At 62.9% G+C, this 25,633-nt stretch carries 16 protein-coding genes; 7 read left to right on the forward strand and 9 right to left on the reverse strand.

Annotated features, from left to right (window positions below):
* Positions 1 to 3: 3 nt before the first annotated feature.
* From J2X24_RS02300 to J2X24_RS02315, 4 genes are all read right to left on the reverse strand, one after another.
* Positions 4 to 2,577, reverse strand: a complete 2,574-nt coding sequence (locus tag J2X24_RS02300; RefSeq protein WP_209715960.1) for a glycoside hydrolase family 3 C-terminal domain-containing protein — start codon at positions 2,575 to 2,577, stop codon at positions 4 to 6.
* Positions 2,577 to 5,216 (reverse strand): beta-mannosidase, encoded by a 2,640-nt coding sequence (locus J2X24_RS02305; RefSeq protein WP_209715962.1) that lies wholly within the window; start codon positions 5,214 to 5,216, stop codon positions 2,577 to 2,579. Before J2X24_RS02305 ends, J2X24_RS02300 begins: the two co-directional genes overlap by 1 nt.
* 124 nt (positions 5,217 to 5,340) lie before the next feature.
* Complete coding sequence (locus J2X24_RS02310; RefSeq protein WP_245344368.1) at positions 5,341 to 6,987, reverse strand: alpha-L-fucosidase; 1,647 nt, start codon at positions 6,985 to 6,987, stop codon at positions 5,341 to 5,343.
* Between the two features lie 404 nt (positions 6,988 to 7,391).
* Positions 7,392 to 10,205, reverse strand: coding sequence for a TonB-dependent receptor (locus J2X24_RS02315; protein ID WP_209715965.1), 2,814 nt, complete (start codon positions 10,203 to 10,205; stop codon positions 7,392 to 7,394).
* A gap of 509 nt (positions 10,206 to 10,714) precedes the next feature.
* On the opposite strand from J2X24_RS02315, the gene J2X24_RS02320 reads away from it, so the two are divergent.
* The 6 genes from J2X24_RS02320 (at position 10,715) to J2X24_RS02345 (ending at position 17,642) form a co-directional block, all read left to right on the forward strand.
* Positions 10,715 to 12,295, forward strand: a complete 1,581-nt coding sequence (locus J2X24_RS02320; RefSeq protein WP_209715968.1) for a tetratricopeptide repeat-containing sulfotransferase family protein — start codon at positions 10,715 to 10,717, stop codon at positions 12,293 to 12,295.
* A gap of 10 nt (positions 12,296 to 12,305) precedes the next feature.
* On the forward strand, positions 12,306 to 13,001 hold the full coding sequence (locus J2X24_RS02325; protein WP_209715971.1) for a hypothetical protein: 696 nt from the start codon (positions 12,306 to 12,308) through the stop codon (positions 12,999 to 13,001).
* A 95-nt stretch (positions 13,002 to 13,096) separates the two neighbouring features.
* Complete coding sequence (locus J2X24_RS02330; RefSeq protein WP_209715974.1) at positions 13,097 to 13,705, forward strand: aspartyl/asparaginyl beta-hydroxylase domain-containing protein; 609 nt, start codon at positions 13,097 to 13,099, stop codon at positions 13,703 to 13,705.
* 9 nt (positions 13,706 to 13,714) lie between these two features.
* Entirely contained in the window at positions 13,715 to 14,116 is a 402-nt protein-coding gene (gene secB, locus J2X24_RS02335; RefSeq protein WP_209715977.1) for a protein-export chaperone SecB, read from the forward strand.
* A 3-nt stretch (positions 14,117 to 14,119) separates the two neighbouring features.
* A complete protein-coding gene (locus J2X24_RS02340) occupies positions 14,120 to 15,625 on the forward strand; it encodes a tryptophan halogenase family protein (RefSeq protein ID WP_209715980.1) in 1,506 nt (501 codons plus the stop codon).
* Between the two features lie 76 nt (positions 15,626 to 15,701).
* Positions 15,702 to 17,642 carry a glycoside hydrolase family 84 protein gene (locus J2X24_RS02345; RefSeq protein WP_245344369.1) on the forward strand — a complete coding sequence of 647 codons (1,941 nt, stop codon included), beginning with the start codon at positions 15,702 to 15,704 and terminating at the stop codon, positions 17,640 to 17,642.
* Between the two features lie 9 nt (positions 17,643 to 17,651).
* On the opposite strand, the gene J2X24_RS02350 is transcribed toward J2X24_RS02345, so the two are convergent.
* The 5 genes from J2X24_RS02350 to J2X24_RS02370 form a co-directional block, all read right to left on the reverse strand.
* Complete coding sequence (locus tag J2X24_RS02350; protein WP_209715987.1) at positions 17,652 to 18,449, reverse strand: MetQ/NlpA family ABC transporter substrate-binding protein; 798 nt, start codon at positions 18,447 to 18,449, stop codon at positions 17,652 to 17,654.
* A 9-nt stretch (positions 18,450 to 18,458) separates the two neighbouring features.
* Positions 18,459 to 19,130 carry a methionine ABC transporter permease gene (locus J2X24_RS02355; protein ID WP_209715990.1) on the reverse strand — a complete coding sequence of 224 codons (672 nt, stop codon included), beginning with the start codon at positions 19,128 to 19,130 and terminating at the stop codon, positions 18,459 to 18,461.
* Positions 19,127 to 20,143, reverse strand: coding sequence for a methionine ABC transporter ATP-binding protein (locus J2X24_RS02360; RefSeq protein ID WP_209715993.1), 1,017 nt, complete (start codon positions 20,141 to 20,143; stop codon positions 19,127 to 19,129). Before J2X24_RS02360 ends, J2X24_RS02355 begins: the two co-directional genes overlap by 4 nt.
* Before the next feature lie 266 nt (positions 20,144 to 20,409).
* Positions 20,410 to 21,282: a glutathione-dependent disulfide-bond oxidoreductase gene (gene yghU / locus J2X24_RS02365; protein WP_209715996.1), complete on the reverse strand. Its 873-nt coding sequence runs from the start codon at positions 21,280 to 21,282 to the stop codon at positions 20,410 to 20,412.
* Between the two features lie 102 nt (positions 21,283 to 21,384).
* The gene (locus J2X24_RS02370; protein ID WP_209715998.1) at positions 21,385 to 22,770 is read right to left on the reverse strand and encodes a glycoside hydrolase family 88/105 protein; all 1,386 of its coding nucleotides are present in this window, start codon (positions 22,768 to 22,770) and stop codon (positions 21,385 to 21,387) included.
* Between the two features lie 482 nt (positions 22,771 to 23,252).
* Here J2X24_RS02370 and J2X24_RS02375 point away from each other — a divergent pair, with 482 nt between their 5' ends.
* Positions 23,253 to 25,631, forward strand: coding sequence for a glycoside hydrolase family 2 protein (locus J2X24_RS02375; RefSeq protein ID WP_209716001.1), 2,379 nt, complete (start codon positions 23,253 to 23,255; stop codon positions 25,629 to 25,631).
* Positions 25,632 to 25,633: the final 2 nt, after the last annotated feature.

The following is a 25,633-nucleotide window of genomic DNA, read 5'->3' on the forward strand; positions in this document are numbered from 1 at the left end:
TCACTATTTGGGGAGGGCTTGCGTGCCCGTCAGGATGACGTCCTTGCTGACACCAGATGGGCCGGGTTGCCCGCCGCCAACAAAGAGGCCGTAGGTGCCGGGCCGCTGGGCGCGTTCACCCCGGCGGCTGACGGTCGACAGGTCGCGGGGCGTCAGGTCGAAGGTGACGTCACGGCTTTCGCCGGGCTTGAGGTGCAGACGGGTAAAGCCCGCCAGGCTGTACTTCAGCTTCTGTGCATCGGCCGGCGGCGTTAGGTAAAGCTGGGCGACCTCGTCACCGGCGACAGAACCGGTATTGGTCACGGTGGCGGTGACCTTCAGCCCCTGCCCGGCCGCCAATGTGCCTTCGGACAGGCGGATATTGCTGTAGCCAAAGGTGGTGTAGGACAGGCCGTAGCCAAAGCCATAGAGCGGATCGCCGGTGAAGTAGCGATAGGTCCGGTTGTCCATGCGGTAGTCGATGAAGGGCAGCAGGTCCTGCACCGACCGGTAGAAGGTGACGGGCAACCGGCCCGATGGATTGTTCTGGCCGGTCAGGGTTTCGGCGATGGCCGTGCCGCCCGCCTCGCCCGGATACCACGCTTGTAGCAGCGCATCGGCATTGTCCTTGGCCCAGTTAAGCGCGACGGCGCCGCCGGACAGGTTGACGACGATCAGCGGCTTGCCCGTGGCCTTCAGCGCCTTCAGCAGGGCGTCCTGGCGCGCCGGCAGGCTGAGGTCGGTGCGGTCGCCGCGATCGAAACCGGGGACCAGGATCGACAGCTCCTCGCCTTCGATGTCCGGCGACAGGCCGACAAAGGCGACCACGGCATCGGCGTCTTTTGCGGCCGACAGGGCCTCGGCAATCTGGGCGTCCTGCGGGGCCTGCCATTGCAGGCGCACGCCCCAGTCACCGCCAACATGGCGGAACTCAAGCCGGACCTTACGCGGCCGGGCATCGTCGAAACGGATGTCGGCGGTAAGCGTCTTACCTTCGCCTAGGTCCTGGATGACGGGCTTGTCGTCGACAAGCAGCGTGACGGCGTCATGCTTGTTGTCGCACTCCCAGCAGCGCTCCATGTAAATCTTCAGCGTGTAGTCACCGGCCGCCGGCGGGGTGATCTCTCCCGTCCAGCGGATGCTGTAGGGCTTGTTTTCCAAGGCCTTGACGGGCGCGACATTATAGAGGTCGAGATTGACCGTCCGGTCGGTGCGCGTCAGGACGGGCTTGCCCCTGAAGTCCGGATTGTCGAAATATTCTCCCTTAAGGCCGCGCTGGTTGCCGGACGACAGGGCCGTTTCCGGGATAGGAATGGCGACGCCTTCGGCAACATTGGCCCCTTGCGCATAGGCGACCGACTTGTAGGTCTTGCGCAGCGCCGCCAGCGGCGTCACGGGATCGATCAGCGCCCCGTGATAGTTGGCGCGCAGGACTTCGAGCGTGTCGGCATTGGGGCCAACGACCGCGATCTTCGCATCGGCTTTCAGCGGCAGGACGCCGTCATTCTTCAGCAGCACGATCGACTGACGCGCCGCCTTCAGCGCCAGATCCGCAGCCGCCGGCGTATGGATCTGCTTGGCATCGATCGTGTGATACGGGCTGGGCGCACCATCGAGGCCCAGTCGCGTGCGCGCCGTCCACAGGCGGCGGACGGCGGTATCGACCTCGGCCTCGCTCACCAGTCCTTGCTTCACCGCGCCTTCGAGGTGGCTGTAATATTTGCCGCAGTTGAGATCGGTGCCGGCCTTCAGCGCCTCGGCGGCGTTTTCTTCCGGCTCAGGGCGGTAAAAGTGAAAGGCGTACATGTCTTCGACCGCGTCGCAGTCGGTGACGACAAAGCCCTTGAAGCCCCAGTCCTTGCGCAGCGTCGTATCGAGCAGGTCGGCGGAGGCACAGGCCGGCACGCCATGCAGCGAGTTATAGGCGCACATGATCGACTGGGCCCCACCTTCGGTCACCACCTGGCGGAAGGCCGGCAGGTAGGTGGTTTCGCGGTCATAGGGCGAGCTGTCGACGTCGAAGCCGTGACGGCCGGCTTCGGGGCCCGAGTGGACGGCGAAATGCTTGACCGAAGCGATGGTCTTGGGGTGCAGCGGATCAGGCCCTTGCAGCCCTTTCACGAACGCTGTGCCGAGCGCGCCGGTCAGGTGCGGGTCTTCGCCATAGGTTTCCTGGCCCCGGCCCCAGCGCGGATCGCGGAAGATGTTGATATTGGGCGACCAGATGGTCAGGCCCTGATAGCGGCCATGGTCCTTGTTGGCGCCGACGGCGTTGAACTTGGCGCGCGCTTCGGTGGCCACGACATCGCCGACATCGTGCAGCAGGGCTTCGTCCCAGGTCGCCGCCAGGCCGATCGCCTGGGGGAAAACGGTCGCCCAGCCGGCGCGCGCCACGCCATGCAGGCCTTCATTCCACCAGTTGTAGCCCGTGACGCCCAGGCGCGGAATAGCTGGTGCTGCCGCCTGAAGCTGACCGACCTTTTCAGGCAGGGTCATCTGCTGGATGGTCGCCTCGGGGTCTTTGGCCGCAGGCGCGGCCAGGACAGCGATCGGCGTCAGCGCCGTGGCCATCAGGCAGGACAGAAGAACCCGGCGCATCAGTTCACCTTTGCCGAATTGTAGTAGGACTTGACCGTCAGCGCCTTTTTCAGAGCCGCCACCGAGGCATCCGTCTGTATACGGACAGTGACGGTTTCGCCGCCGGCCAGATCGAAGCTGTTGTCGGAAAGTTGCGCCTTGACCGTGCCGGTATCGATCCACACGCCGCGCGCCGCCGCCTTGGCCGACAGGGTCAGGTCGAAACCGCCGGCAGCGGCTTTGAGCTGCCATGTCAGTTTCGGATCGGTCCAATTCAGCGACTTGGTCGCGGTCGCGTAAGTATGGGTCTTGGCAATGACGGTTTGGCCATCGAGCACCTCAACCACCGCCTGCGCCGATTTCGCATCGACGCCGTCGAACAGGTCGGCATCGCTGAACTTTGCGGCGACCACGCTGGTCATCGCCTTGACGGTCGCCTGGCCGGTCTTTTCGCGAATCGTCTTGCCGGTGAAATCAACGACGCGCACGCGCCAGGTCACCGCCTTGTCTGCCGTAAGATCCGACAGCAGGTTCAGTTCCGTCATGCCATCACGACGCAGGGCACCTACCGCCAGCGGCGCGTAGAAGCGCTTGGCGCGGTAGTTCAGGGCCTTCCAGCGGCCGTAATAATCGATGCTCGACCACGACGCGCCTGGCCAGACATCGTTCATCTGCCAGTACAGGGAGCCCATGGTGCGCGGTCGCATGGCGCGGTGATGGAGGCCGGCCAGTTCGATGCCGTCGGCCTGCATCAGTTGCGACAGATAGACGAAGTCCTCAAAAGTCTTCGGCGTGCCATAGTTGTTTTCGATGTAGAGCATCAGGCGCTTATTGCCGTTGCCCTTGTCGAACTTCTGGTGCCCGCGCATGACCGGCGCTTCGGGCGCCATGTCCTTGTCCGTGGCGAACGACCGGATCGTCGCCATCACCGGGAAGGATTGCAGGCCGTATTCACTCATGAAGCGCGGCGTGACGTTGAGATATTCCTCGACCGGCTTGCTGCCGCCCCAGACGCTCCAGTAGTGGCGATCGCCGTCGCTGTCCTGGTCGGCCGGGCCGTCATAGTCGGTCGACGGCGACGACGCCCAATAGGGGGTGCCCGGCGCATTTTGATCGACCGCCCCACGCAGCACCTGATCGAACATGCGCACCATGCCGGTGACGATGCGGTCGCGCTCTTCCGGCGTCGCCGTCTTCTTCAGTTCAGCCGTGCCGCCACCCCAGTTTTCCCAGTCGGTCTGGACTTCGTTATTGCCGGCCCAGATGACGATCGACGGGTGGTTGCGCAGGCGCTTGACCTGCTCGACCGCCTCGACGCGCGTGTTTTCACGGAAGTCGCGATCATAGGGGATGATGGCGCCGCCGAACATGAAATCCTGCCAGATCATCAGGCCCAGTTCGTCGGCCTTGTCGTAGACGTGGTCGTCCTGATAGGTGCCGCCGCCCCAGATGCGCAGCATGTTCATATTGGCGTCCACGGCCGATTGCAGGATGTGGTCCTGCTGGGCGGGCGTCACCCGCGTCGGGATCATGTCGAACGGGATCAGGTTGGCGCCCTTGGCGAAGACCGGTACGCCGTTGATCACCAGCTCGAAGCTTTGCCCCCACTGGTCTTTCTGACGACGGATTTCGGTCGTGCGCAGGCCGATGCGGCGGGTATGTTCGCCGATCACCTCATCGCCCTGATATACGGTTGCCTTGACCGTATAGAGGTTCGGTTTGCCGAGGCCGACCGGCCACCAGCGCTGCGGGTTCTCGATCTGCACGGGCACGGTGACAGGCGTCAGGCCGGGGAAGAGCGAAGCGTCGTGGGTGACCGTCTTGACCGTGCCATCGGGCGCGGTGATGTCGGTGCGGACGCGGACGGTCTGGACCTTGTCGGACTGGATATCGAAGGACGCGTTGAGTGCCGCCACCGTGTCGTCGAGGTGCAGTTGCGCGACGTGGAAATCCGCCAGGCGGGCATTGTCCCAGGCCTCGAGCTTGACGGGCTTCCAGACACCCAGGGTGACGATGCGCGGGCCCCAGTCCCAGCCGTAATGATAGCCGGCCTTGCGCACATAGGTCGACGAATTGCGGCCCAGCGGCTCATCACCGAACAAGGAGTCGTAGGCGCCCGGCATGACGTAAGGCATGTCAGCGACCAGCGGCTTCATCTTTTTCAGCGGCGAGTCGAGATCGACCGTGATGGTATTGACACCGGCCTTCAGCATGCCCTTGACCGGCACGCGCCAGCCGCGAAACATGTTGTTGGCCGCAAGGACTTTGGTGCCATTGACCGACACTTCGGCGAACGTATCGAGCCCGTCAAAGACCAGTTCGACGTGGTCGCGCTTCAGCGTCTCTTCGCTGACGGTGATTTCCGTCTGGTATTGCCAGTCGGACAAGCCGACCCACTGCACCTTGGCTTCGTTGTCGGAGACATACGGATCAGGCAGCTTTTTCAGCGCCAGAAGATCGCTCTGCGTCGTGCCCGGCACGGTGGCCTTCATCCATTCAGCCGCCCACGGATGATCGGCGCGCGCTGCCTCATCCGGCGCCAGGCGGAAGCTCCAGCCGGTGTTGAGCTTTTGCACGGTTGGCGCCGCCGCCAGCGTGGTGCTGGCCGCCAGGAAAAAGAAGGTCATGGATAGCAGGCTTCCGGATACGGGTTTCGACATGGCACGGCCTCAGTTCAGATTAGAGTGTGACGAAACAGGCCCGGCGCCAGTTCCAAGCGATATGCCGAAAAGTGCCGAGAAGTGTTTCTGGGGTTTTCGGCTGGATATCGCGACAAGCAAAAATTCAGCGCGTTTCGATACGGTAGACATAGGCCAGCTGACGCGGCGCATTGGCCGGCGGCGTGATGACCAGGCCCGAAGCGTCCTGACGGAAGGCCACGGGCGCATCCGTCCCCAGCAGGCTGACGCGCTTGACCGGATAGTCGCTGCGGATCGAGGTGATGGTCGCGGAGCCTTCGTCGGGCCAGGCCATCTGGATGGCGTGCAGCACGCCATCCTTGACGGTGAAGCGGAAGTCCTGCGCCGTGTATGACCGTGCCTTGCTCTCGGCAAAGCTGCCGGACGCCGTCTCGGTCGGGCCTTCGCCGAATGTGACCCACGGGCGCGCGCCATAGATGGCATCGCCATTGACCTTCAGCCACGCGCCGATCTGCATCAGCGTATCGCGGGCGCCATCGGGGATACGGCCTGAGGGGTGCGGGCCGACATTGAGCAGCAGGTTGCCGTTTTTCGACACAACGTCGGCCAGCAGGTGAACCAGTTGCGCCGGCGACTTGAAGGTGTCGTTTTCGATATAGCCCCACGACTTGTCGCTGATCGAGGTGCAGGTCTGCCAGGTGTCCTTGCGGATGCCGGGCGCCTGGCCGCGTTCGATGTCAAGCACGCCGGTATGGTCGGCAAAGCCGCCCAGCTTGTAGTTGACGATGGCCGAAGACCCTTCGCGCACGCCCTTGTTGTAATACCAGGCCAGGAATTTCGGCATGGCTTCGCGGAAGGCCGGCTGGCCGACCCACCAGTCGAAATAGACCAGTTCCGGATCGTACTTTTCGACCAGCTCGGCCTGGCGCGCCAGCCAGTCGTCGAGCCAGGCATCGGAGACATGGGTGTAGTCGCCGAACAGGTCGGCATCGCCCCCTGCCCCAAGGATGCGGCTTTGGGCCGGGCCATAGAGGCCGGCATTGGCGGGATCGGAGACGTCCGAGGGGGCTTTGCGGCCTTCGTCGAAGAACCAGTTGTTTTCGGCGCGGTGCGACGACAGGGCAAAGTGCAGGCCCTCGGCGCGCACGGCCTTGGAGATTTCGGCCAGCACGTCGCGCTTGGGACCCATCTTGACGGCCGTATAATCGGACAACTTGCTGTCGAACATCGAGAAGCCGTCGTGGTGTTCGGCAACTGGCACGACATAGCGGGCGCCCGCGGCGCTGAACAGTTTGGCCCAGTCGCCGGCGTCAAAGGCCTCGGCCTTCAGCATCGGGATGAAGTCCTTGTAGCCGAACTTCGTCTGCGGCCCGTAAGTCTTGATATGGTGCTCGTATGCCGGGTTGTCGCGCTTGTACATGTTGCGCGAGTACCATTCGCCGCCGAAGGCCGGGATCGAATAGACGCCCCAGTGGATGAAAATGCCGAACTTGGCGTCGGCATACCATTGCGGGCAGGTAAAGCCTTGCAGTGAGCCCCAGTCGGGACGGAAGGGGCCGGTGCGGCCGCCCTTCTCTACTTCGGAAAGCCAGCGCTTGCGCTCGGGCGTGAACTTGGCAACGGCCTTTTGCCAGGCCTGGTCGCGCTGGTCGGGCGTCGTATTGTCGTTTGATGCCGGAGACGGGGCCGGGGCGGCGCGCGCCGGTACGGTCAGTCCCGCCCCCATCAGATTCACGGCGGCAAGACCGCTGAGCAGGTTGCGACGTGAAAAACGGGGCGTGTCGGGGGTCATGCGTGCGTCTCCAGAGCTTACCGGCAGTGTACGATCCAGCCAGACTCCGAAACGGCTCCCATGACGCGGCGGCGTCAATAAAAAAGTTTCAGCGTGAATCTTGGCACGAAACCGTGCCTTGGGAACCACGCTGAAACAGTCCGGGGATAGGCTATCAGACGCGAACACTACTTGAACTGCGGCGGCGCCCGGAGGAATCCGAGGGATCACCAATCCCTCCGGGCACAGCCGTTTTCCCAGAACCTTCACACTCGACCGGACAGACACACAAGGAACCGGAATTTCGTACGGACGCGGTAAGGGCAACAGGGAGCATTGCCTTGGTCGGGCCCGCCTTAGGGAGTGGCGGCGGTTTCAGGAAGGCGGCGCCCCTTAGGGAAGAAATAAAGGGGCGCCAGGGGTAACTAGCGGACGCGGTAGGTCACGCCGAAGGTGATGCGCGTGCCGTACTTGCTCCAGGCCAGCGGCAAGCCGCCGGTGGTGTACGGATGCTGCATGTCGTCCAGGATGTTCTGCGCCGCGACGTTGAACGACAGCTTGTCGTTCACGTTATACGACGCGGAGGCATCCAGCTGGCCCCAGCCGTCGACATAGGACGGCGCGGTACGCTCGCTGCCGATCGTCGTCGTGTACTTCGAACGGAAGGTGTACGAGATACGCGCCTGGATCGGGCCCTTTTCATAGTAGGGCGAGACCGTGTAGCTCCATTTCGACAGGTACGGCATCGGCAACTTGGCCGGCGTCGGGTTATACTTGTCGGTATACGCGCCATATTCTTCGCCGAGCCAGGTTACGTTCGCCTGGATACCGAAACCATAGGCGATGTCGCCCTGCCAGCCGACCGACACACCCGGGATCTTGGCATTGCTGCCGTTGAACGGAGCGTTGATCAGCATGCTTTCGACGCGGTTACAGACGCGGCCAACTGTGCCCAGACAGTAGTTGAGGGCGCTTTCCGGAAGGGTAACGTCGACGAAGGTATATTTGCGGACGATGTAGCTTTCGACGTCCTTGTAGGTCAGGTCGACGTTGAACAGGCTGTTCGGGGCAAAATACCATTCATACGACGCGCTATAGTTGGTGGCGCGGTACGGCTGCAGGTCGGGATTGCCGCCGCTGCCGCCGAAGAAGTCGTTGGCCGGGCCGCCCGCAGTGGTGCCGATGGTCGAATAACGGTCGAGGCTGTACTCAACCTGGCCCGACATGTCCGCAAAGGTCGGACGCGACATCACCTTGCCGGCCGAGAAGCGGATCATCATGTCATCGGTCAGGTCGTAGGCGGCGTTGAATGACGGCAGGAAGTCGTCGTAGCTGCGGTCGATCGAGATCATTTCTTCCGACCACGGATAGTAGTCCATGGTCGAACGATAGGTCTGGGCGTTTTCCGTCTTGGCATAACGGACGCCGACGTCGCCGTGCCACTTGCCATGGCGGAAGTTCGCCTGGATGTAGGCGCCGGTGGTCGTTTCCGTTGTATCCCACAGATTTCCGGCGTCACGGAAATCGCCATTGGCGTTGCCCGGAGACTTGTTGGCGACCGAGTAGTCGATCACGGCCTGCTGGGTCATGGCGACGAACGACTTCAGGTCACCTTCGGAGCCCAGACCGTCGACCAGAACCGGGTCGCTGATGTAGGTGTCGAAGTCCGACATCGAGCCGGTTTGCAGGAAGGTCGTGTTGAAGAAGTGCGGCGTGTTTTCGCTGATGTGCTTCTGGTGCTTGAAGCCGAAGAGCAGCTCGGTGACAGGACCCCACTGGACGTAACGCTTGGCGTCCAGCTTGATGTAGTCGTACTGGTCGAGCGATTCCGCCGTCTTCACGAAGCCGGCCTGCTGGCCCTGGCGGCGAGTCTTGAAAATGGCCGGGTTGGTCGCGGGGGTCGCCAGGTTCAGCGTCGCGCCGTCCTGAGTAATAGCCCAGGTCGCCGATGTATTGCCATAGAAGCTCAGGAAGTATTCCGGCTGCACGCCGCCGATGGCCTTCGACGTACCGATATTGGCGATGAAGTCCCAGTCACCCGGAGTCCAGCGCGTTTCGAGGTTGATCGTGTCCGTCGTGAGGTTCGACTTCTTGTAGTACTCGTCCATGCGGATCGCGACGCGGCCGGTGCCGCCGGTAACGCCCGATTCGTTGGTCGTTACGGACGTCATCTTGGTCGGGTTGATGACGGTGCCGCCGCTGGTGCGGGCATCCCAGGCTTCGCCTTCGTTCCAGTTGACGCTCAGGTCGGTCTGGAAGGTTTGCGCATAGCTGGAATAGTCGCTCTGGATCGTCGTGCCCGTCAGGTTGAATTCCAGATCCTCGTTCGGACGGTACTGGAAGGCGAGCTGGCCGGTCTGACGCTCGCGGTTCTGCATCGACGACTGCAGCCACAGATATTGCGGGACCAGCATGCCGGGCTTCAGGGCCGGGCCGCTGGAAACGGTCGGCAGCGAAGCCGGGGTCGTAAACGCGCCCGACGTACAGCCGCCCCAGCGCGAGGCGTTACAGACGTCCTGATAGGCCGTCGAAACCGAGCCCGAGCCCAGGACCGCCTTGTTATAGGAATAGTTGAACAGCATCCCGAAGCGGCCGCTGTCGTCCTTGGTCGAGTAGAACAAAGAATAGCGCGGATCGCTTTCCTTGTTACGCTGGTTCTGGTTGTAGTTGAAGCTGAGCGACAGGGTGTTGGCCGGCAGCGACAAAGGCTTGCGCGAATTGACGATGATCGTGCCGCCGATGCCGCCTTCATCCAGGCGCGCTTCGGTGGTCTTGAAAACCTGAACGTCGCCGATCAGTTCCGGCGCCAGGTTGGAGAGGTTAAAGCTGCGGCCCGTATCCTGGTTGTTGGCGCCCGAATTTGCCGTGGCCATCGGGTTGCCGTTGAGCGTGACGTTGATCAGGCGCGAGTTGATGCCGTTGATGGCGATATGCTCGCCTTCGCCGCCGCCGGAACGGTCGACCGTGATGCCCGGCAGGCGTGACAGCGATTCCGCGACGTTGACATCCGGGAACTTGCTGACGTCTTCCGCCGTGATGACATCAATATGCGCCGACGCCCGGCGCTTGGTCGTCAGCGATTTCTGCAGGCTCTTGCGGACGCCGACGACGACCACTTCGTCAGACGAAGCGTCGCCAGTGGTGGTAGCGGTGGTGGCGGCGTCCTGCGCATACACGCTGCCCGCAATCAGGGCCCCGGCGAGAGCCGTCGTGATCAATGCCTTTGTTTTTGTTCTCATTCCCTAATCTCCACATGCCCTCATAAGGGCTGCATCCCGTTTGTTGTGGCAGCTGCCCGTGTTCACAGCACCAATGATAAGACCATTGGACTCATAACCGCATCCACTGCTGAAATATTTTGTACATATAAAAAACCAAAAACGTCAAATTGTAAGTTTTAAGATCATGTCATATTTCACTGGCACCTAATACCAACAGACAGCGATGTCATGACCTTTCAAACTGGGCACACAAAATAAAAAAGTATTACAAAACAGAATATTACCTTAAGGGGCCCTTCGTTGGCAGGGAGTTCCACCACAATTTGGTCCTAATGCAGAGAAGCCTGACGCTGTTGCTTCCTTGTCACTCTGGCGGCCGGAAAAACCTGCCGCAGAGGCAGTGCAGGGCCTGTTGACACGGCCAAAAGATGTCATAACATTCTTAGGGCCGTGAACGCGAATGACGTTCTTGGCACAGGACAACAGGGCTGCCAAAGCGTGAAACTGTTTAGAGAGTGGAGTGCCGGATGGCAGGCCTGACGACTGCGATCCGGACGGCCCACGAGGCGATGCGGCGTTCGGACATGCCTGCCGCCCTTAATGCCGCGAAAATCGCCACCGCGACTCATCCGACATCGGCCGAAGGCTGGTGGCTGCGGGGAACGGCCGCTTGTGCCCTCGACCAGATGGCGGATGCGGAAGCCGCCTTTCAGAAGGCTGCCGACTGCGCGCCGCGCAACTCGGCTACGCGCGCCCAGATGCTGGCGCTGCGCGGCAAGCCGCTGGTCAGCGAGGGGCGCATGGCCGAAGCCATCGCCTGTGCCAAAGACGCCGTCGCCATCGGACTGAACGACGTGCCGAGCCTGGTCCGCGTCAGTTATACCTTTACGCACGGCGGGCTGCACGACGACGCCCTGGCCTGCGCGCTCAAGGCCACCGGCATCGATCCGAACCACGCCGAGTCGTGGTACAATCTCGGCAGCGCCTGGCGGACCCTGGGCGATATCGCGCAGGCCGAAGCCGCCTTCAACAAGGCGATCGCCCTGTCCCCCACTCCGCCGATCGCCGCCTATTACAACCTGGCCAACCTGCGGCGCTGGACGGCCGGCGACAATCACATCGCCATTCTGGAAGGCCTGGCGTGCCATTCCAGCCTCGAAGCGTGCCGCGTCGCCTATACACTGTATAAAGAGTATGACGACATCGGCCAACTTGACGCCGCCTGGGACTGCCTGACCGTCGGCGCCGAACTGGGGCGCAAGATCGAAGCCTGGTCGGCGGAGGAAGAGGCCGAGACCGTGGCCGCCTGGCGCAAGCACCTCCCCGCCGAAGCGTTCAGCGCCCAACCCGACACCCGCCCCCGCAGCGGTCCGAAACGCATCTTTATCGTCGGCCTGCCGCGGTCAGGCACGACCCTGGTCGAACGCATCCTGGCCGCTCACAGCCAGGTCCAGGCCCTAGGCGAACTGAAGACCTTCGGCATCGTCACCCACCGCCTGGCCAATGTCCCCGGCGCGCGGCGCCTGGCGCCCGGCGTCATCGAAGCGGCGGTGGCGCTCGATCCGCTCACTATCGCCGAAGCCTACACGCGCGAGACCGCCTTCCTCCACGACGGCAGCCCCTATGTTATCGACAAGCTGCCGTCCAACCACGAATATGCCGGCCTGATCAAACGCGCCTTTCCCGATGCGACGATTATCGCGCTCGACCGCAACCCGATGGACGCCCTGTTCGGCTGCTATAAGGTCCTGTTCACCGGCGCCTATGGCTGGTCCTATGCGCAGGACGACCTGGCGGAACACTATCGCCACTTCCGCGACCTCATGGCCCACTGGCAGGATGTTCTCGGCGACGGCCTGGTGCGGATCTCGCTCGAAGGCCTGATCCAGGATCCCGAAAGTGAAATCCGCCGTCTGGTCGCCGCGTGCGGCCTGCCGTTCGAAGAGGGCTGCTTGAAGCCGCACGAGGCCAAGGGCGGCGTCTCCACCGCCAGCGCCGTCCAGGTACGCAATCCGATCAATGGCCAGGGCGTGGGCGCGTGGAAGAAGTACGAGGCGCAGCTGGCGCCATTGCACGCGCGCCTGCGCGAACTCGGCTTTGTGACCTGACCGGGCCGCCATGATCGTCTGCGACACCTTCGTCTTCCTGCACCTGCACAAGTCCGGCGGCACCTATGTCAACCAGATGCTGATGACCTGCGTGCCCTCGGCCCGGCGGATCGGCTATCACCTGCCCTACAACCAGATCCCCGAGTCGCTGAGGACGCTGCCCGTCGTGGGCACGGTGCGTAATCCCTGGGCCTACTACGTCTCCTGGTATCATTTCCAGCAGGGCCAGGAACGGCCCAATCCGCTCTTTCTCATCTGCAGCGATGGCGGCACCGCCGATTTCGCCACGACGATCCGCAACCTGGTGACGCTGGAAAGCAACCCTGAGCGCATCCGGCAATTGTCGGACGCCTTCCCGGAAAGCTTCGTCAATTATGGCCTCAACCTCACCCGGTCGTGCATTGCCAGGATCTCTGGCAGCGGGCTTGGCTTCTACAGTTTCTTGCACGACCGTCTGTATGCCGGTGCGGCGGCGCCCCTGGTCCTGCGGACGGAAACGCTTCGGCAGTCGCTGGCGGAGGCTCCGCTAGGGCTCGGTGCGTCCGAAACCATACGCATGCACCGGTTCCTGAAGGCGACGCCCGACCTGAATACCAGCCGGCACGACGCCTATCCGTCCTATTACACGCCGGAAACGCGGGCCTTGGTCGCCGAAATGGATGGCAGCGTGATCGCCGCCTACGGCTACTGTTTTGGCGACGCCTGATATCCTGCCAGGCGCAAAGGTTATGATTTAAATGGACATTGGTATCTACATATGTGTAGCTTTTACAGAATACGCTGCGGGGTGCGGTCGTTTCCATGAATTTCGCCTATGACGCCCAGCAACTGGGCCAGTTCGACATCGCCGCGTTAAAATCGGCCGTCGCCGCGCTGGGTGACGATGCGTGGAATGCCGACGGCAGCCGGCAAAAGGCGTTTAATGCCCACGCCAGCACCCAGACGATCAAGCTGATCGCCGACTCTGATTTCCGCCACACCGACCCGACGCATCACGCGGCCTTTGCCGTCTTCCAGCCGATGCTTGAGCCGGTCATGGCGCATATCCGTCAGTTCTATCTCCAGACCCTTCGCCAGCGCCGCGTCGCCGAGCAGCACGGCCCCGGCTACTTCATCCGCGCCATCCTGACCCGGCTGCCCGCCGGGGCTGAGATCAAGCCGCACATCGACGAGGGCGAGTCGCTCAAGCGCTGCCACAGGATTCACCTGCCCGTCATCTCCAATCCGTACAGCCTGTTTTGCGTCGGCCAGTTGCGGTTCCACATGCCCGAAGGCCAGTTGTGGGAGATCAACAACCGCCGTACCCATTCCGTCCGCAATGACGGGACGGAAGGCCGCGTCCACCTGATACTTGACTATGTCCAGCCTGGAGAGACGGTTTTCGATCTCGACGGCCCCATCACCGCCTGAGGTTTCATCGTGCCCAGACCCTTTCACATCCGCCAGATCTATCTGAAGGACCTGTCCTTTCAGGCGCCATCGGGCGCCGCCATCTTCACCCAGGAATGGCAGCCCCAGATCAAGGTCGACATGAAGACCCAGCACGAGGCCATTCCGGGCAACCTGACCGAGGTCGTCCTGACGATGTCGATCATCGCCACCAGCGCCGGCCGCACGGCCTTCATGATCGAGGCCATCCAGGCGGGCATCTTCCAGATCGCCGAAACGTCCGGGCCGGCCTATGACCGGATCGTCGGCGCCCTGTGCCCTGAGGTTCTGCTGCCCTATGCCCGCGAAGCCATCGACAATGTCCTGATGAAGGGCCGCTTCCCGCCGCTGATCATCGACCCGATCGATTTCGAAGCCCAGCTGGGGCGGTAATTCATGCTGCCGGGGCATGAGGGACCGAAGCTGAAGGTCGTGATCGTCGGCGGCGGCACCGCCGGCTGGATGGCGGCTGCGCTGCTGTCGCAGACATTCAAGGGCAAGCTGGTCGACGTGACTTTGGTCGAATCCGACGCGATCGGCACGATCGGCGTCGGCGAAGCGACCATCCCCGCCATCCGGCGCTTCAACCGTCTGCTGGAGGTGCACGAACGCGACTTCATCGCCGCCACCCAGGCGACATTCAAGCTGGGGATCGAGTTCGTCAACTGGGGCAAGGTCGGGACAAGCTACATCCACCCCTTCGGCAATATCGGCAAGCCGATCGGCCGCACAGGCTTCGAACACTATCTGACGCGCCGGCGCCTGGAAGGGCACACCGAAAACTTCGAGACCTATTCGCTGAATGCCATGGCGGCCAGGGCCGACCGGTTCAATATCCCGCCGCGCGACGGCTCACTGCTGTCCGAGCTGGCCTATGCCTATCATTTCGACGCCGGGCTATACGCCGCCTTTTTGCGTCGTTACGCCGAAGCGCGCGGCGTCCGCCGGGTGGAAGGCAAGATCGGCCACGTCGGACAAGACGCGGATAGCGGCCATGTCACCAGCCTGCATCTGGAGGACGGCCAGACGGTCGATGGCGAATTCTTCATCGACTGTTCCGGCCTGTCAGGCCTGCTGATCGAAAAGACGCTGGGCAGCGGTTACGAGGACTGGAGCCACTGGCTGCCCTGCGACCGCGCTGGCTTTGTCCCCAGCGAAAGCGCCCCATCGATAACGCCCTATACGCGCTCGACCGCCCATTCGGCCGGCTGGCAGTGGCGCATTCCGCTCCAGCACCGCATCGGCAATGGCCATGTCTTTTCATCAGGTTTCATGGGCGACGATGAGGCTGGAGACCTGCTTCTTGAGACGCTCGACCAAAAGCCGCTGGCCGAGCCGAAGTTCCTGCGCTTCCAGACGGGCCGCCGCAAGCTGAGCTGGAACCGGAATGTCGTGGCGATTGGCCTGTCGTCGGGATTTCTCGAACCGCTGGAATCGACCAGCATCCACCTGATCCATTCCGGCCTCGTCAAACTGCTGGATTACTGGCCCGACCGGACCTTCAATCCGCTGCTGAGCGCGCAGTACAATCGCGTGATGGAGACCCAGTACCAGTCTATCCGCGACTTCATCATCTTGCATTACAAGGCGACGGATCGCGAAGATTCCGCCTTCTGGAAGTACTGCAGGTTCATGGATGTGCCGGACAGCCTGGCCTGCAAGATGGACCATTTCCGCAGCAGTTCGCGTATCGTCCTTGCGCCCGGCGAGTTGTTCCAGCCGGCGAGCTGGTTAGCCGTCCTGATCGGCCAGAATGTCCTGCCGACAGGATATGACCCCTTGTCCGACATCCACGAAACGGCCGCCGTCGATGACACTCTACGAAGGCTGGCGGCCGCCATCCGGCACGCCGTGGACACGATGCCGACGCACCGTCAGGTCCTTGAGAGTCTCCGTTATTAGTTTATCGGCTTGCGTCCAATTGGTATTAAAAATATAGAAGTGGTTATAACCTTTACAACGGACAATGAGGCCCTTCATGCGCGCATCCCCGGTAATCTGTGGCCTCCTGACGCTGTTGTCGTGCGCCGCTGTGTCGCTTGCGGCGCCCGCCGGCGCCGGGACATTGCCCGCCATCTTTCCCACGCCCGTGGCCGCGAAACTGACCGGCAAGGATCTGGCGCTCGGCAAGACCGTCGTGCTTGTCCAGGCCGGCAAGCCCGACATCGGAACCGAAGCGCTGATACGCCAGATATTGACCCGGGCGGGCGTCGAGCACTTTCGGACCGCCAACCGCCTGCCGGTGTCGCTTGACGCAACCTACGTTGTGCTCGGTGCCGGCGATACGCCGGTGCTGGCCAGCGCCCTGGCCCGCGCCCAGGCAGTCGCGCCGGCACAGGACGAGGGTTATGTGCTCGCCACCGCGGCCGTCGATAGCGGCGCGCTGATCGTACTGGCCGGAAAGGACCCTGACGGCGTCTTTTATGCCGCCCAGACCCTGCGCCAGATCGTCGGCGACGGCGCCCTGCCCGCCATCACGGTCGCCGACCACCCGGCCATGCCGGTGCGCGGCACGATCGAAGGCTTCTATGGCAAGCCATGGTCGATGACCGAACGCGCCGACCACATCACCTTCCTGGCCGGTATGAAGGCCAACACCTACATCTACAGCCCGAAGGACGAGGTCTTCGCGCGCGACAAATGGCGCGAGGACTATCCCGCCGAAACATTGAAAGGCTTGGGCGGCTTGGTCGAGATCGCCAATCGCCACCACGTCAATTTCGTCTATGCCCTCTCGCCGGGGCCGACCATCTGCTATTCGGACCCGGCCGACCTCGAAGCCATCCGCCGCAAGTTCAGGACCCTGCGCGGCATCGGCGTGCGCGGTTTCTACGTCGCGCTCGACGATATCGAGTACACCAAGTGGAACTGCGCGGGTGACGAGGCCGCCTTCGGCGCGCCCAGCGAAAAGGCTGCGGCCAGCGCCCAGGCGAAGCTGCTCAACGCAGTCCAGGCCGATCTGGTTGCCGCCAATGACCGCGGCTCGCTGATGATGGTGCCGACGGAATATTACAACACCACCGAAAGCCCGTACAAGGCGACCTTGCGCGCTGAGCTCGACCCACGCGTCGCCGTGCAGTGGACGGGCACCGACGTCGTGCCGCCGTCGATCTCGGTCAAGGACGCGGCCAATGCAACCAAGGCGTTCGGCCGCAAGACGCTGCTGTGGGACAATTATCCGGTCAACGACTACAAGGAATCGGCTGGCCGCCTGCTGCTGGCGCCCTATGACCGCCGCGAGGGCGGCCTGTCGGCGGAACTGAGCGGCATCGTCTCCAATCCGATGAACCAGGAGGCTGCCAGCCGGCCAGCCGTCATGGGCCTGGTCGCCTTTGCATGGAACGACAAGGACTACAACGCCGAACGTACCTGGAACGCCTCGGCGCGGTATCTGGCGGGCGGCGATCCCCGGGTGACGGCGGCGCTGCTCACCTTCTTCGACACCCAGCATCTGGCTCCGACCTTCGGCACGCATCCCTGGCAGGCCCAGGCCCCGCGTCTGAAAGCGCTGATCGACCACACCCGCGACGCGCTGGCGGTCGGGGCCGCGGCTGAGCGCGACGAAGCGCTGGCAAGGCTCGCGGCTGAGGCCGACGATCTGGCGGCTGCGCCCGACCTGATCCGAGCGGGCGTGGTCGTCCCGGGCTTTGCCGCCGAAGCCAAACCCTGGCTCGACGCGACCGAGCTGTGGGGACGCGCCCTCGCCCTGACGGTCAGCGGCCTGCGCGCAGCCCTGGATGACAGTGACGCCACCGCAACCCGTCTCTTTGCCGAGGCCGAGACCCTGGCCCGGCGCGCCGAAGCCATAAATTCGATCCCGGGCGCCGTCCGGGTCGACGGGCCGGTCAAGGTCGCCGATGGCGTCCTCGATACCTTCATCCGTGAAGCGCCGTCCCTGGTCTACGTCCGGCAGCCTTGATTCTTATTTCTAACCGAGCGGGGCCGCGGCGATCACCGCGCCCCTGTAGGTGGCGGCGATGAAGTCGCGCGCCTTCTGTGAGGTCAGGGCGGCCGCCAGCGCCTTGATGCGCGGATCGTCCTTATTGTCCGGACGCGCCACCAGATAGTTGAGGTACGGGCTATCCGGACCTTCGATGATCAGCGCGTCCGATTGTGGGTTGAGCTTGGCGTCGAGCGCGTAATTGGTGTTGATCAGGGCCAGGTCGACCTCAGGCAGCACGCGCGGCAGGGACGGCGATTCCAGTTCCTTGAAGACGAAGCGCTTGGCATTGGCGGCGATGTCCTTGGGCGTCGCGGCGATATTGTTCGGATCCTTCAAGGTAATCAGGCCGTTCTTGTGCAGCAGGATCAGGGCGCGACCGGTATTGGTCGGATCGTTCGGCAGGGCAATGACCGCGCCGTTCTTCAATTCGGCAATGGTCTTGACCTTCTTCGAATAGGCGCCAAACGGTTCGACATGGACGCCGGCGACCGTCACCAGCTTCGTGCCGCGCTCTTTATTGAAAGCTTCGAGATAAGGCAGGGTCTGGAAATAGTTGGCGTCGATCAGCTTCTGGTCGACCTGCAGGTTCGGCTGGACGTAGTCGTTAAAGATCTTCACCTGAAGATCGATGCCCTGCGCCTTCAGGTCCGGTGTGATGGCCTTCAGGATCTCGGCGTGCGGCACGGCGGTGGCCGCGACCGTCAGCACGTTACCCTTGGTTTCGGGCTTGGCGCAGGCGGTGACCGCCAGGGCGGACAGCAGGAAGAGACGGCGTGAGGTCATACGACCCTCCTATCGTTTGTGAAACCGCGCCACCAGCGCGTCGCCGCCCATCTGCAGCGCCTGAACAAGAATGACGATCAAGGCCACGGTGACGACCATGACGTCGGTCTGGAATCTTTGATAGCCATAGCGCACGGCCAGGTCACCCAGGCCCCCGGCGCCGACCACGCCGGCCATGGCCGTGTAGGACACGAGGGCGATAGCGGTCACCGTCACGGCCGCGATCAGGCCCGGCATGGCCTCGGGCAAAAGCGCCTTGAGGACGATCTGGCGGTTGCTGGCGCCCAGTGCCTGGGTCGCCTCGATGACCGAACGGTCGACTTCGCGCAAGGCGGTTTCGACCAGCCGCGCGAAGAAGGGCGCCGCCCCCAGGACCAGGGGCGGAATGGCGCCGCGCACGCCCAGCGACGTGCCGACGAGCGCCAGTGTCACCGGGATCAGCAGGATGAACAGGATGACGAACGGGATCGACCTCAGCACGTTCACGACCAGGCTGAGCAGGCCATAAAGCACGCGGTTGGGCGACAGGCCGCGCGGCGATGTTACGAACAGCCAGACGCCGAGCGGCAGGCCCAGGGCGACGCTGAACAGCAGCGAACCGAAGAGCATGGCCACGGTTTCCCAGCTGGCCAGGGCGATTTCGACGCCGTCGATGTTCTGGAAGAAATCCGCTGTGTTCATGCGATTGTCTCCACGCTTACGCCACGCGCCGCCAGCCGCTCCAGCGCCGCGGCCCGCCCCGGCCCTTCCAGCTCGACGACCAGCTGGCCATAGGGCGTGTCTTTCAGCGCCGACACCTGGCCAGCGACGATGCTGAAGCGAACGTCCAGCCCTTGTGTGGCCGCGCTCAAGGCATCGCTGGTGACGATGTCGCCGAAATAGGTCAGGCGCAGGCGCGGTTGTGCGCCGGCCGATGGCGGGATGTTAGGGATCAACGGCGCGATCAAGGCCTTCGCCGCCTCGCTTTGCGGACGGAACAGGACCTGTGACACCGGCCCCGCCTCGACCAGGCGGCCGTGATCGAGCACCGCGACGCGGTCACAGATCCGGCGCACCACGTCCATCTCGTGCGTTACAAGGACGACGGTCAGCTTCAGGTCGCGGTTGAGCTCCGCCAGCAGGTCGAGCACGCCCTGCGTCGCCTCCGGATCGAGCGCGCTGGTCGGCTCGTCGCACAACAGGATGTCGGGTGAATTGGCGAGCGCCCGGGCAATAGCGACGCGCTGCTTCTGGCCGCCGGACAACTGGGCCGGATATTTGTGCGCATGATCGCTGAGACCCACGCGCGCCAGCAGGTCGTCGACGCGAGCATGGTCAGCGACGTCGAGCCTTGGCTTGGCCAGTTGCAAGGCGAACAACACATTCTGCCGGGCGGTCTTGGACGACAAGAGGCCGAATTGCTGAAAGATCATGCCCAGCTTGTGGCGCAGGTCCGACAGCTGGCGCGCGTTCAGCCCGGCAAGATCCTGGCCGCCGACCCGCACGCGGCCCGAAGTCGGGCGCTCCAGCCGGTTGATCAGCCGCACCAGGGTCGACTTGCCGGAACCAGAGGCGCCGACGATGCCGAACACCTCGCCCGGCACGATGTCCAGGGTGACGTCGCTCAGCGCCGCCTGCGCGCGGCCAGAGGCGTTGAACTGCTTACCAACGTGGTCGAACGAAATGGCGGACAAGGTCGATCCAATAGAAACCATCCCCTGCGCATAGCCCGTGCCGCGCCGTCCCGCAACACCTGTCGCATAAATTCAAATAAAAGCGGTCGGCTTTTCGCGGCAGATGACGGGCCTCCGCTCAGCCAATGAAGCCATTCTATAGGGATGATTGGATATTTCTGACTTGTGCTAAATCAACACAAATTTTATAGGAATTATGAAGCTTCATGGCTTTCTTCCCGTTGCCTCATCCCAGAGGTTGTGACTGACCGCCGTCGATCCCCCGACGGCGGTCTTTTTTTCGCACGTTATCCGGCAGCAGGCGCCAGCAGACGATCGAAATCGCTGGCGTCGTGGCGCTCGGCCAGGCCATCGGCGGCGCGGTTGACCAGACGCCCACGCTTTACGCCGGTCCGGGCTTCGAGTTGATCCATCCAGCGGCGGATATTGGCATAGTCGCCGGCCGACAGGAACTCAGCCGCCGAATAGGCGTTGTTCACGATGCCGCCGTACCAGGGATAGATGGCCATGTCGGCAATGGTGTAGTCGTCACCGGCAACGAATTCCGTCTTGCCGAGCTGGGTATCCAGCACATGCAGCTGGCGCTTGGTTTCCATAGCGTAGCGGTTGATCGCATATTCGATCTTGAACGGCGCATAGGCGTAGAAATGCCCGAAGCCGCCGCCGACAAACGGTGCCGAGCCCATCTGCCACATCAGCCAGTTCATGGTCTCCGCGCGCTTGTAGTGCTCGGTCGGCAGGAAGGCGCCGAACTTTTCAGCGAGATAGAAAAGGATCGAACCGCTTTCGAACAACCGGGTTTGCGGATCGGTCGAACGGTCGAGCATGGCCGGGATCTTGGAGTTCGGATTGACCGACACGAAGCCCGAGCCGAACTGGTCGCCGTCGCCGATCTTGATCAGCCAGGCATCGTATTCAGCCCCGGAATAACCTGCCGCCAGCAATTCCTCGAGCAGGATAGTGACCTTGATGCCGTTGGGCGTCCCCATCGAATAGAGTTGCAGCGGATGCTTGCCGACCGGCAGGTCCTTGTCGGACGTCGCACCGGAAATCGGCCGGTTGATATTGGCGAACTGGCCGCCATTGCCCTTGTCCCACTGCCAGACGCTGGGCGGCACATAGCCGGCGGGTTGATTGTTGGCGGGATCGCTGTCGGCCATGACGTGTTCTCCAATATGTAACATGTGGAAGCACAGATATGGTCACGCGCCGCCCACCAGCAAGGTTAGCCAAGCGGGCACCAGCGCATTTTTTCCGTTACTTTAGCGCTTCGCGGCCACGGGGGAGATATAAGCGGGATCGTCGACCATCGGGTCGAAGGCCAGAAGCTTGACCGCCTCGCGCTCGGCTTCACGGCGGGCAAGCTCCTTAAGCTGCTCCGGCGTCGCGTTGGCGGGTATGACGGTCGGCCGCATGTCGCTGGCGTGATATTGCAGTTGGGCGGGTTCCGGCAGCTTGATCGGCAGGGCCGACACCGGCCGGCCGAGATTGGCGACTTCGAGGCCAGCCAGCAGGAAACCGCCGCTGGCGTAAAGCGCCGTCGTCTCGCGCCGGGTCGGCACGGGCTGGTCGCCGGCCGACTGGACCTGCCCCAGTATGCCGCTTGGCAGGACGTACTGGTTCAAGCCGGCCCAGCCCTTCAGGACGTGCGGTAGGTACTTGTCGCGCTCCAGAATGCCGTGGTTGATGCCGAAGGCCAGAGCGTAGGTGTAAAACGCGGTCCCAGAGGTTTCCGGTTCGGGAAAGGCGTCCGGGTCGAGCAGGCTTGAGCGCCACAGGCCGTCGGCCTGCTGCAATGAGGCGATCCTTGCCGCCATCTCACGGTATAGGGCGATGTAGCGCGGCCGCGTCGGGAAGTCCTCGGGCATGACCTCCAGCACGCGGGCAAGACCGGCCAGCACCCAGCCTTCGCCGCGCGCCCAGAAGATCTTCTTCCCGTTGGGCGACCGGCGCTCGATGAAGCGCTCGTCGCGGGCATAGAGATGCTGCTCGGTGTCGTAGAGACGCTCATAGGTGCGCCACCATTGGACGTCCATGGCCTGGATATATTTGGGATCGCCGGTGATGGCCGACATGCGCGCCAGGACCGGCGGCGCCATGAACAGGCTGTCGCACCACCACCAGACCAGCTTTTTCGGCTGCGGCGACAGGGTCAGATAGGGCAGCGTGTAGTCGAGACGCTGTTTCAAAGGCAGCAAGGTGCCGGGCGAGCCGGTATGCAGATAGATCGCCTGATAGAGATCGCCGATCGCCTGATCGTCGGCATTGATCAGGTGGACCGGTGCGCCGTCGCCCTGATGGCCGTAGTTGAAGCGACGGGCGGTGCTGAGACCATAGTCCAGCACGTCCGGCGCATCGGTCGTTTGCGTCAGCTTCATGGCGCCGACGAAGAAGGTCGCCGAAATCCAGTTGGTGCTGACGCCAAAGCGGCGCGGCGCGGCGCCGTCCTCGATGCCTTTCAGCCTTGCGACCTCCGCCGATGCCGAGCGCCTGAGAATGCTTAGGGTCTCCTCGCGATCGGGGATGGCATCCGGCCGGACCGCCGGCGTTTTCGGCGCCTCGGTCGCGGGCGCGGCAGCGGAGATGTCAGTCGCAGGAGCGGCAAGCATGACGGCGACCGCCAGGGACAAGCAGAATTGGCGTCTCATTTTCGTTTCCTCTCCCATGCGGATCGGGCGTCCACTGGATGATTACACAGCACGCAGGAAAAAGGGCCGCCCCTCCGGTCTTCAGGAGGGACGGCCAGTCGTGAGTTCCAAACGGGGAGTTAAGAACTCAAACGCGAAAGCGCAAACGGACCAAATCGTTCCGATAATTGATCTTAATCATATTAAATTCGGAACGATATGCCAAGCCATCATGCGCAAATATCGTACAATTTTTCATGTATGACAGCGATATGCCAAACTTGCAACCTTTTGATCAAGCGTGACGCAAAATGCTTATTATGTCGGACAATACCGAATAAAACGCCCCCTGTTACCGATTACAAATCGAAAAACAAACTGTTGACATGATTGATATTGATTTTTACTCATGACCAAGCAGGCGCGTTCGACGGAAGCTTCCCCGCCGCGCGTTTCAATAACGGGCATTAAAAGCAGGGCGGAACATGAAATCTCATTACAGAATGGCCGTTTCCATTGTCGGAATGGCGGCGCTTTTGGCGGGCCTTCCGGCGGCCGCCGGCGAGGCGCGCAATTTCGACGCTGGCTGGACCTTCGCCAAGGGCGATATTGCCGGCGCTGAACAGGTCGCCACGCCCATGGCCGACTGGCAGAAGGTCGACCTGCCGCACGATTGGTCGATAGCGGGCCCCTTCGATCAGTACGCCCCGGCCACAGGCTCGGGTGGCTGGCTGCCGACCGGCGTTGCCTGGTACCGCAAGAGCTTCACCCTGCCCGCCGCCGACAAGGGCAAACGTGTCTTCATTGAGCTGGACGGCGTCATGGATCGCGGCGGCGTGTGGATCAACGGCATGCACGTCGGCCACCGCCCCAACGGCTATTCCAGCGTCCGCTATGAGATCACCGACCACCTGAAGTGGGACGGCGACAATGTCATTTCCGTGCGTGCCGACACCACTGCCCAGCCGGCTTCACGCTGGTACGCCGGCGGCGGCATCTATCGCCATGTCCGGCTGATCGTCACCGGCGACGTCCATGTCGACGGTCACGGCACCTATGTCACGACGCCGAAGATCGATGCCAACAACGCCACAGTGAAGGTCGAAAGCGCCATCATCAATCGCACGACGTCGGAAAAAACCGCGCACATCGAAGTCAGCCTGACCGGCCCGGACGGCAAGCCCGCGGGCACATTCAAGGGCGGCACGCTTACCCTGCCCGCCGGCCGGTCCGTCAAGCTGTCGGCCGAGGGCGCCATCAACAATCCAAAGCTCTGGGATATCGGCCAGGGCAATCTTTATACGGCCAGCCTCAAGATCGTATCGGACAATTCTAGCGGTTCTGGGGGCGAAACGCTGGAAACCGACACGGCGACCTTCGGCGTGCGCCAGATCGAATTCCGCGCCGACACCGGCTTCTGGATCAATGGCAGGAACGTCAAGCTGAAGGGCACCGCCATCCACGCCGACGGCGGCGCCTTCGGCATGGCCGTGCCGCTGAGTTTCTATGAGCGCCGCCTGAAGGGCTTGCAAGCGCTGGGCGTGAACGCCATCCGCACCGCCCATCACCCATTCAGCCCGGAATTTCTTGACCTGTGCGACAAGCTGGGCATCGTCGTCATGAACGAAGCCTTCGACATGTGGACGGTCGCCAAGAATCCTTACGACTACCATCTGTTCTTCACCGACTGGTCGTCGATCGACGCCCGCGACTTCGTCAAGCGCGACCGCAACCACCCGTCGGTCGTCATCTGGTCGATCGGCAATGAGATCCACGACACACCCTACCCCGTCGTCGCCAAATCGATCATCGCGCGCCTCAAGCCCATCTTCAACACCGAAGACCCGTCGCGCCCCGTGACCATGGCGCTGTTCCGGCCCAACACATCAGGCGACTACAAGAACGGCCTGGCCGACATGCTGGACGTGGTCGGCCAGAACTATCGCGAAAACGAGCTGACCCAGGCGCACAAGGATAAGCCGACCCGCAAGATCATCGGCACCGAGAACGGCAAGAACCGCGCGAACTGGCTGCCGGTGCGCGACTACGCCCCCTATGCCGGCATGTTCCTGTGGACCGGCGCCGACTACCTGGGTGAGGCCGACCGCGCCGGCTGGCCATTCATCTCCAACCCGTCGGGCCTGGTCGACCGCACCGACGCCGTCAAGCCAATCGGCTGGGAGCGCGCCTCGTGGTGGGCTGAAACACCCGTCGCCAGGATCGGCCGCCGCGTGACGGAAGTCATCGATACGTCCGAGCTGCCGACCATGGTCGGCATCGCCATGCCGCAACCCAAGGGCCCGGGCGTGCTCAATGACTGGACGCCGGCGGACCAGGCGGCGCACACCGAGAAGGTCGAGATCGTCGCCAATACGCCTGAGGTCGAGCTGTTCCTCAACGGCAAGTCGCTGGGCAGGAAGCCGAAGAACGCCGACGACAGCGCCATCAAGTACGATGTGCACTATGCGCCGGGCATGATCCGCGTCGTCGGTTATGACGCGTCGGGCAAGGTGGTGACGCAGGACGAGCTGAAGACCGCCGGCAAGCCCGCTGCCGTCCGCCTCGAGGCCGAGCAGAAGAGCATCGCGCGCGGCTTCGACCATGTGGGCTATATACGCGTCCAGGTCGTCGATGCCAAAGGCGTGCGCGTGCCCGATGCCGCTCACAAGCTGACCGTGTCGGTCGAGGGCGCGGGCCAGTTGGCGGCCTTCGACAATGGTTCGCCAACAGATTCAACCGTCTTTTCGTCGCCGGTTCGCAATGCCTGGAACGGCCGCGCGCTGGTCATGGTCCGCGCTATTGACAGCAAGGGCGCGATCAAGGTCAAGGTAACTGGCGAAGGCCTGACACCCGCGACCGCCACGATCGACGTAAAGGAGTAGAC

The organism is Asticcacaulis solisilvae (genome assembly GCF_017875235.1).
In the GTDB taxonomy this organism is placed as follows: domain Bacteria; phylum Pseudomonadota; class Alphaproteobacteria; order Caulobacterales; family Caulobacteraceae; genus Asticcacaulis; species Asticcacaulis solisilvae_A.